Source organism: Streptomyces sp. NPDC001904 (assembly GCF_040297005.1).
GTDB lineage: Bacteria > Actinomycetota > Actinomycetes > Streptomycetales > Streptomycetaceae > Streptomyces.
Map to the genome: position 1 here is coordinate 188,766 of NZ_JBEOYI010000015.1, position 8,315 is coordinate 197,080.

General features: G+C 71.3%; 6 protein-coding genes. 2 read left to right on the forward strand and 4 right to left on the reverse strand.

The genetic code is table 11. The features are described 5' to 3' along the window. The first annotated feature begins 31 nt into the window (after positions 1-31). Positions 32-1,279, forward strand: coding sequence for a phosphodiester glycosidase family protein (locus tag ABT127_RS23920; protein WP_351453556.1), 1,248 nt, complete (start codon positions 32-34; stop codon positions 1,277-1,279). Positions 1,280-1,300: 21 nt separating this feature from the next. On the opposite strand, the gene ABT127_RS23925 is transcribed toward ABT127_RS23920, so the two are convergent. Further along, a complete protein-coding gene (locus ABT127_RS23925) occupies positions 1,301-2,986 on the reverse strand; it encodes a hypothetical protein (RefSeq protein WP_351453558.1) in 1,686 nt (561 codons plus the stop codon). Between the two features lie 143 nt (positions 2,987-3,129). Then, a complete protein-coding gene (locus ABT127_RS23930) occupies positions 3,130-3,477 on the reverse strand; it encodes a PIN domain-containing protein (RefSeq protein WP_351453561.1) in 348 nt (115 codons plus the stop codon). A 51-nt stretch (positions 3,478-3,528) separates the two neighbouring features. On the opposite strand from ABT127_RS23930, the gene ABT127_RS23935 reads away from it, so the two are divergent. Then, a complete protein-coding gene (locus ABT127_RS23935; protein WP_351453564.1) occupies positions 3,529-4,569 on the forward strand; it encodes a PLL family lectin in 1,041 nt (346 codons plus the stop codon). A 151-nt stretch (positions 4,570-4,720) separates the two neighbouring features. Here the strand turns inward: ABT127_RS23935 and ABT127_RS23940 are convergent, their stop codons facing one another. Together ABT127_RS23940 and ABT127_RS23945 are read right to left on the reverse strand one after the other, a co-directional pair. After that, complete coding sequence (locus ABT127_RS23940) at positions 4,721-6,850, reverse strand: 3-hydroxyacyl-CoA dehydrogenase NAD-binding domain-containing protein (RefSeq protein ID WP_351453566.1); 2,130 nt, start codon at positions 6,848-6,850, stop codon at positions 4,721-4,723. Beyond that, positions 6,847-8,064, reverse strand: coding sequence for a thiolase family protein (locus tag ABT127_RS23945; protein WP_351453569.1), 1,218 nt, complete (start codon positions 8,062-8,064; stop codon positions 6,847-6,849). Before ABT127_RS23945 ends, ABT127_RS23940 begins: the two co-directional genes overlap by 4 nt. Positions 8,065-8,315 lie beyond the last annotated feature (251 nt).

An 8,315-nucleotide genomic window follows, 5' to 3' on the forward strand; every position in this document is an offset into this window, starting at 1 on the left:
GCGAACGGGCCTGCTCAGGACGGCCGTTGCGATGCTCGGCCTGGTGCTGACGGTCAACGGCTGCACCTCGACCGGCTCGTCGGACGCCCCGAAGCCGGGACCGGCTCCCGCCTCGGCCCCGGGATCCGGCGAGACCCCCCTGCCCGACGGATTCCGCGTCCGGGAGTCCGTACGACGGCTCGCCGACGGCAGCCCGGTGCGCGTGACGGTCCTGAGCGTCGCCCCGGACGCACGGGTCAGGGTCACCGGCGTGCACGGCACCGTGCTGGCCCGGGCCGAGACCGTCCGGTCCATGGCCCGCCGCGCGGGGGCGCTCGGCGCGGTCAACGGCACGTACTTCGACATCGGTACGGGGCACCACCACGGTGGCTACGACGGCGATCCGAGCGGGCTCTACGTGGAGCGCGGCAAGGTGCTCAGCGAGGCGATCGCCGGCCGGCCCGCGCTGCTCGTCGGCCGCTCCGGCGGACGCACGGTCGCCCGGATCGCCGAGGCCGCCACCGCCGGCCGGCTGCGCGCCGCCGACGGTGCCCGCCGCGAACTCGACGGCGTCAACCGGGTCGCGGGCCGGATCCTCGGCTGCGGCGGCGTCGGCGGGGACCGTCTCGCCGCCACCGGCCGGCCCATGACGCGGCCCTACAGCGGCCTGTGCACCGACCCCGACGAGATCGTCTCCTTCACCACCGAGTGGGGTGCGAACACTCCGGCAGGCCCGCGGGGCAGCACCGAGGTCCTGCTGGGCGCGGACGCGACCGTACGCGCGACCCGGACCCCCGCCGGCGGCCCCCTTCCCCCGGGCGGCAGCGCGCTGTACGGGATCGGCGCGGGCGCCGGCTGGCTGCGCGCGCACGCCGAGTCCGGTACGCGGATGGCGGTTTCGGAGCGTGTCACCGATGCTGCCGGACGCGCACCGGCCGGGCCCGTGGAGACGGCGGTGGCGGGCAGTGCGCGGCTGCTGCGCGCCGGGTCCGTGGATCCGGGTGTGCGGAGCCTCGCCGCGAAACGCCAGCCGCGCACGCTCGCGGGCGTCACCGCGGACGGCACGTTGCTCCTGGTCACCGTCGACGGGAGGGCGCGCGGTGAGAGCGTCGGCACGACACCGGCCGAGGCGGCCGGGCTGCTGCGCTCCCTCGGAGCCGTCGACGGGATCAATCTCGACGGCGGCGGTTCGACGACGGCCGTCGTGCGGGGCGAACTGCGCAACCGGCCGCGCTCCGCCGACGACGGCCCGGTGACCGAGCGCCGGGTCGCCGACGCCGTCGCGGTCCTTCCCGAATGAGCGCCGGGCCTTTCGGCCGGTTCAGGAAAGCGTGACGTTTCCCGCCGGCGCCGAGAAGAGAGAGCCGCCCGTACTCATGGATATGTACGCCTCGTAGTCCCCGGCGGGCGCCTTGTCCAGGCTGACGCCCTTGTATCCCGACGTGGCGAAGTAGGCGAAGTCGTACGTGCCGTAGTCACCGGGCCGGACGTGCGGGCGTATCGCGGCGACTTTGCGGGACATGCCGAGCCGGAAGGAATGCGTGGACCGCTCTCCGCGCAGCACCAGGTAGTAATGCGCGTGGCCTCGGTCCGCCGCCTCGATTCCGTGGACGAAGAACACCCCCTCGACGTGCAGGGTGCGGTCCTTGAGCCAGCTCTTCTCCATCGAGAAGGCGGTCTCCTGGGAGACGTGTCCGATCAGCGGCCGGCGGACCAGTCGCACCCGGTTCTCGTCACCGATCAGACAGACCTCGATGCCGCCCACGGGACGCCGGATGTCGAAAGCGCGCTGCGTGACGAGCTTCGTCCTCCGGTCGATTCCCTCGGCCGGACTCTGCACCCGTACGGACAGCTCGTAGACACCGCCGGGAATGCCCTTCATCGGAATTCCGGAATCCGCCTCCGGCTCGAAACCGCCGTCCGCGTAGTCACGGGCGAAACGGTCGAAGTAGCGGCTGTACGTGTACTTCGCCTCGGTCGTCGCGAGCGGGAACTCCCAGTGCTTGCCGCGGCCTTCGAGGACCAGGCTCTTCGTGGTCGGGAATTCGCCGTGCGGGGACTGCCCCGGAATGAAGGCGTGGCCGCTCAGGTGCAGACTGCCGCCGCGTATCTCCTGCTTGAGCAGCACGGCGGTGAGCGCGTCGGTGCCGCGCAGCTCGGCCAGGTACCGCTGCTGCTCGACCGGGTCGACCCGCGCGTCCCCGTTCTCGACGAAGCCCAGGCGGGGCGGGGCCCCCTCGGCGAGCGCCGCGAGCACGCCCAGGGTGAGCTGGAGGTTGTAGAACGACACCTCGCCGTGCTGGCGCACCAACTGCGAACGTGTGCGGATGAAGTTGAAGTTCTCGCAGGCCCAGAAGAGCTGGAGGTGCGGACTGATCTCCGTCTCGTACTGCTCGTCGGCCTCCGACGTGAACAGGTAGATGTTGTGCCCCTGTCCGCCGTAGGCCTTGAGCAGGTCGGGAATGGCACGGTCGAGGACATCGACGTGCTGCTGGGGCATGTCCTCGCCCATCATGTACCGGCCGGTCACCGCACGGTCCCGTACATAACTGCCGATGAGGAACTGCGGGACCACCGACACGATGTTCCGGTACCCGTACTTCAGGCCGTAATAGAGAGCGGCGCTGCCGCCCTTCGAAACCCCCAGCACGCTCACCTGGTCACGCGTCAGACCGAGCTGGTTCAGCGTGCCCTCGATGAGTCCGAGAACGGCGCCCTCGATCTCGAAGTTCATTCCGCGGCACATGTAGTAGCTGTAGTTGCCGTCGAAATCGTCCCGGATCCACAGCACATTGGCCCGCAGGCCGCTCAAGGACTTCCCTGCGAAGTGGTACCCATTGGGTGCGCCGAGCCCGGAGAAAACCACCACGAGATGCCGGACATCACCGTCCGCGGGCCGGAAGCGGTACTCCACGGGGACCGCCCCCGCCGAATAGGTCTCGGCGACCGTGCCCCGTCTGTCGATCGTCGCGAGATTCGGCGCGAGCGCAGGGAGTTCATCGTTCATGGAATATCGGGCCCGCTCCTCTGTGACGACCTCCCTCGATTCACTGGAGGGGGCCTCAGGAGTCTATCCGGCGGCCGCCAGGGACGGGAGTGAAATTCATCGCAGGGAATTGCGCGAGGAAGAGCGGGGCCCGGCCGGGCGGGTCATCCGCGGACCGTGCGCGGCCCCGCGGTCGAGGCCCCCAACTCCTCCACCCTGCGCCGCAGTTCACGATCGGCGGTGACGACGGTGCACGGCCGCCCGAGGCGCGCCACCAGTTCCACGATGTGATCGTCCCCGCTGCCCGCGGCCGACTCCACCCGTACCCCCGGCACCGGTTCCACGCCCCTCGCCGCCCCCTCGACCACGAGGATCACCTCGGCGCCGGTCCGCTCCGCGTGCTCCACGAGCCGGTCCCGCAGCCGCTCGGTCGCGCCGCGCCGGTCCCGCCACCACCCGTCGGGCACCGAGCCCACGACATTGGCACCGTCGACCACCAGGACTCCGCTCATGGAGTCAGGGTCGCACGAGCCACACGCGTCCCCCCGCTTAAGGTAGAACACGTGAACGGCGACTGGCTGATACGCGGGCGCGAGGGCGGACTATGCGCCTATGCCCACGCGCCGGACGGCGACGCGGTCGTCTGCCGTACGGAGCGCACTCCCGGCGGCCCCTGGACACCGCCCCGCACCGTCGGCGGCGACCAGCGCGTGGACCCGGCGACCCTCGCCCTGGCGCGCAGCGCCCTCGGGTACACCCATCTGGCCGCCTGGCGCCCGACCGTTCCCGGCGAGTCCGGCCTGGTCCACTCCACGCACTTCCAGCCGCACCTGGCCGCGCTCGACTGGGCCTCGATCGGCCACCCCAACAAGAAGGGCGACCGCACCGGCCCACCCGCCCTCGCCGTCGACGCCCAGGGCCGCGCCCACGTCCTGGTCCGCAACAACGGCGGCGGCATGAGCCTGCGCGTCCAGGCGGAGAAGGGCGGCTGGGGTCCCTGGCGCGACCTCAAGGGCAGCGGCGTCCGCGGGCGGCCCGTCGCCGTCGCCGGTGAGTCGGGGCTGATCACGCTGTACGCCGCGACGGCCGAGGGCATCCTGTGCTGGCGGCAGCCGGAGCCCGGCGCCGTGCCCGTCGCGGACGACAAGCCGCAGCCCGCGGCCGTCCGCCCGGACACCCTGTGCGCCCTGGCGACCTCGGCCGGGCACACCACGCTCTTCTACGTCACCGAGGACGGCGGACTGTACGCCTGGCGCGGCGGCGCGGACCCGGTACGGCTGCTGGACGCCGCCGGCGACGGCGCTCCGGTCGCGGTCCGGTGCCGCCTCGACGACGTGGACTGCACTCTTCTGGCCCAGCGCTCCCGGAGCGGCCGGATCGCCTTCGCCGCGTATCCGACCGAGGTCGAGGGGGCGGGGGCCTGGTGGACGGAGTCGGGCGCCCCGCTGCCGCCGGACGCCCGGCTCGCCCTGACGGAGGATGTCGCCGGTCGGGTGGTCGCCGCCGCGTACGTCCCGGGCGCTCCGGCCCGCATGTACCTCACCCGCCGCAAGGCCGAACCGGGGCTCGCCCTGGAGGCGTGGCAGGAGGCGTACGCCGACTGACGGCCGGTGGGGCCCTGAAGGGCGGGCGGAGCTCGCTTCAGGGCCGCGGGGAACTGCGCGACCAGCCACGACGAGAGCCACGGACGAGAAACGGCGATGGCCGCCCCCGCACCGAAGCGCGGGAACGGCCACCGTCGACCAGCGAACAGGACTACGCGGGGACGCTCGCGACCCCGGCCTCCAGGAACGGCTTGCCGTTGACCCGCTGAGAGACACCCTCACGGTCCAGGTACGGCGTGATGCCACCCAGGTGGAAGGGCCACCCGGCACCGGTGATCAGGCACAGGTCGATGTCCTGCGCCTCGGCGACGACACCCTCGTCGAGCATGAGCCCGATCTCCTGGGCGACCGCGTCGAGCACCCGGTCGCGGACCTGCTCCTCGGTGAGGACGACATCGCCCTGCTTGAGCAGCGCGGCGACCTCGGGGTCCAGCTCCGGCTTGCCGGAGTCGTAGACGTAGAAGCCGCGCTTGCCGGCCTTGACGACGGCAGCCAGGTTCGGGGACACCGTGAAGCGCTCCGGGAAGGCGCGGTTCAGGGTCTCCGAGACGTGCAGACCGATGGCCGGGCCGACCAGCTCCAGGAGGACCAGCGGCGACATCGGCAGACCGAGCGGCTCGACGGCCTTCTCGGCGACCTCGACGGGGGTGCCCTCGTCGATGACGTTCTGGATCTCGCCCATGAAGCGGGTCAGGATGCGGTTCACGACGAACGCCGGGGCGTCCTTCACGAGCACCGCGGTCTTCTTCAGCTTCTTGGCGACGCCGAACGCCGTGGCGAGCGCCGCGTCGTCGGTCTGCTCGCCGCGCACGATCTCCAGGAGCGGGAGGATCGCGACCGGGTTGAAGAAGTGGAAGCCGACGACCCGCTCGGGGTGCTTCAGCTTCGACGCCATCTCGGAGACCGAGAGCGACGAGGTGTTGGTGGCGAGGATCGCGTGCGCCGGGGCGACGGCCTCGACCTCGGCGAACACCTGCTGCTTGACGCCGATCTCCTCGAAGACGGCCTCGATGATGAAGTCCGCGTCGGAGAAGCCCTCGGCCTTGTCGAGCACGCCGGAGACGAGCCCCTTCAGGCGGTTGGCCTTGTCCTGGTTGACGCGGCCCTTGCCGAGCAGCTTGTCGATCTCGGCGTGGACGTAGCCCACACCCTTGTCGACGCGCTCCTGGTCGATGTCGGTGAGGACCACCGGCACCTCGAGGCGACGCAGGAACAGCAGCGCGAGCTGCGAGGCCATCAGACCGGCGCCGACGACGCCGACCTTGGTGACCGGGCGCGCCAGGTTCTTGTCCGGGGCACCGGCGGGCCGCTTGGCACGCTTCTGCACCAGGTTGAACGAGTAGATGCCGGCGCGCAGTTCGCCGCCCATGATGAGGTCGGCGAGCGCCTTGTCCTCGGCGTCGAACCCGGCCTGGAGGTCCCCGCTCTTGGCGGCGGCGATGATCTCCAGGGCGCGGTACGCGGCCGGGGCCGCCCCGTGCACCTTCGAGTCGGCGATGAACCTGCCGCGCGCGACGGCCTGGTCCCAGGCCTCACCGCGGTCGACGTCCGGACGCTCGACCTTGACGTCGCCCTTCAGGACGTTCGCCGTCCAGATCAGCGACTGCTCCAGGAAGTCGGCGCCCTCGAAGATCGCGTCGGCGATCCCCAGCTCGTGCACCTTCTTGCCGTTGAGCTGCTTGTTCTGGTTCAGGCTGTTCTCGATGATCACCGAGACGGCCTTGTCGGCACCGATCAGGTTCGGCAGCAGCGCGCAGCCGCCCCAGCCGGGCACCAGGCCGAGGAAGACCTCGGGCAGCGAGAACGCGGGGAGCGCCTTCGAGACGGTGCGGTACGAGCAGTGCAGACCGACCTCGACGCCACCGCCCATCGCGGCACCGTTGTAGTACGCGAACGTCGGCACGGCCAGGCCCGAGAGGCGCTTGAAGACCTCGTGGCCGCCCTTGCCGATGGCGAGCGCGTCGTCGTGGTTCTTCAGCAGCTCGACGCCCTTGAGGTCGGCGCCGACCGCGAAGATGAACGGCTTGCCGGTGATGCCGACACCGACGATGTCGCCGTCGGCCGCCTCCTTCTCCACCTGGTCGATGGCGACGTTCAGGTTCGCCAGCGAACCCGGGCCGAAGGTGGTCGGCTTGGTGTGGTCGAAGCCGTTGTCCAGCGTGATCAGCGCGAACCGGCCCGCGCCGTACGGCAGTTCCAGGTGGCGTACGTGCGCGGAGGTCACGACCTCACCGGGGAACAGCTCGGCCGCACCCTTCAAAAGCTCAGCGGTGGTGCTCACTTGTCCCCCTCGAAGTGCGGGTTTTCCCAGATGACCGTCGCGCCCATGCCGAAGCCGACGCACATGGTGGTGATGCCGTAGCGGACGTTCGGCTGCTCCTCGAACTGCCGGGCCAGCTGGGTCATCAGGCGCACGCCGGACGAGGCCAGCGGGTGGCCGAACGCGATGGCGCCGCCGTACTGGTTGACGCGCGGGTCGTCGTCGGCGATGCCGTAGTGGTCGAGCAGGGCGAGCACCTGGACGGCGAACGCCTCGTTGATCTCGAACAGGCCGATGTCGTCGATGCTCAGGCCCGCCTTGGCGAGGGCCTTCTCCGTCGCCGGGATCGGGCCGTAGCCCATGACCTCCGGCTCCACGCCGACGAAGGCGTAGCTGACGAGGCGCATCTTGACCGGGAGGTTGTTCTCCCGGGCGAAGTCCTCGGAGGCGAGCAGCGACGCGGTGGCGCCGTCGTTCAGCCCCGCGGCGTTACCGGCGGTGACGCGGCCGTGCGTACGGAACGGCGTCTTGAGACCGGCGAGGTTCTCCAGGGTGGTGCCCGGGCGCATCGGCTCGTCGGACGTCACGAGACCCCAGCCGGTCTCGCCCACCTCGGCGTTGGTGTTGCGCACCGAGATCGGCACCAGGTCCTGCTGGATCTTGCCGTTCGCGTACGCCTTCGCCGCCTTCTCCTGCGAGCGCACGGCGTACTCGTCGGCGCGCTGCTTGGTGATCTGCGGGTAGCGGTCGTGCAGGTTCTCCGCGGTCATGCCCATGAACAGGGCCGACTCGTCGACGAGCTTCTCGCTGACGAAGCGCGGGTTCGGGTCGACGCCCTCGCCCATGGGGTGGCGGCCCATGTGCTCGACGCCACCGGCGATGACGGCGTCGTACGCGCCGAAGGCGATGGAGCCGGCCGTGCTGGTGACCGCGGTGAGCGCACCGGCGCACATACGGTCGATGGAGTAGCCCGGGACCGACTGCGGCAGCCCGGCGAGGATGCCGGCCGTGCGGCCCAGGGTCAGGCCCTGGTCGCCGATCTGCGTGGTCGCGGCGATGGCGACCTCGTCGATCTTGGCCGGGTCCAGGTTCGGGTTGCGGCGCAGCAGCTCCCGGATGGACTTCACGACGAGGTCGTCGGCGCGGGTCTCGTGGTAGATGCCCTTCGGGCCCGCCTTGCCGAACGGGGTGCGGACGCCGTCGACGAAGACGACGTCCCTGACGGTACGAGGCACGATGGCTCTCCTCCAAGATGCGGGACGGCACTGCCGCGGCGCGCGACTGAGCGCGCGCTCACCCCTTCATGCTACTTGCGGGTAACCATGCTGCCCAGCCCCCTCGCCCGGAGCGACGGACGTCACATCTCTGGGCTCGTCTTTCGGCTGCGGGTGATCCGTGACTGGTCGCGCGGGGGGGGGCCCCCCCGGCGCCGCGGGGGGGGCCGCCGCGGGGGGGGCCGGGGCCCCCGCCCCCCCCCCCCCGGCGC

Coding starts and splice junctions, on each gene's coding strand:
- ABT127_RS23925 (WP_351453558.1), bottom strand. CDS start 2,986: ATGAACGATGAACTCCCTGCGCTCGCGCCGAATCTCGCGACGATCGAC.
- ABT127_RS23920 (WP_351453556.1), top strand. CDS start 32: ATGCTCGGCCTGGTGCTGACGGTCAACGGCTGCACCTCGACCGGCTCG.
- ABT127_RS23930 (WP_351453561.1), bottom strand. CDS start 3,477: ATGAGCGGAGTCCTGGTGGTCGACGGTGCCAATGTCGTGGGCTCGGTG.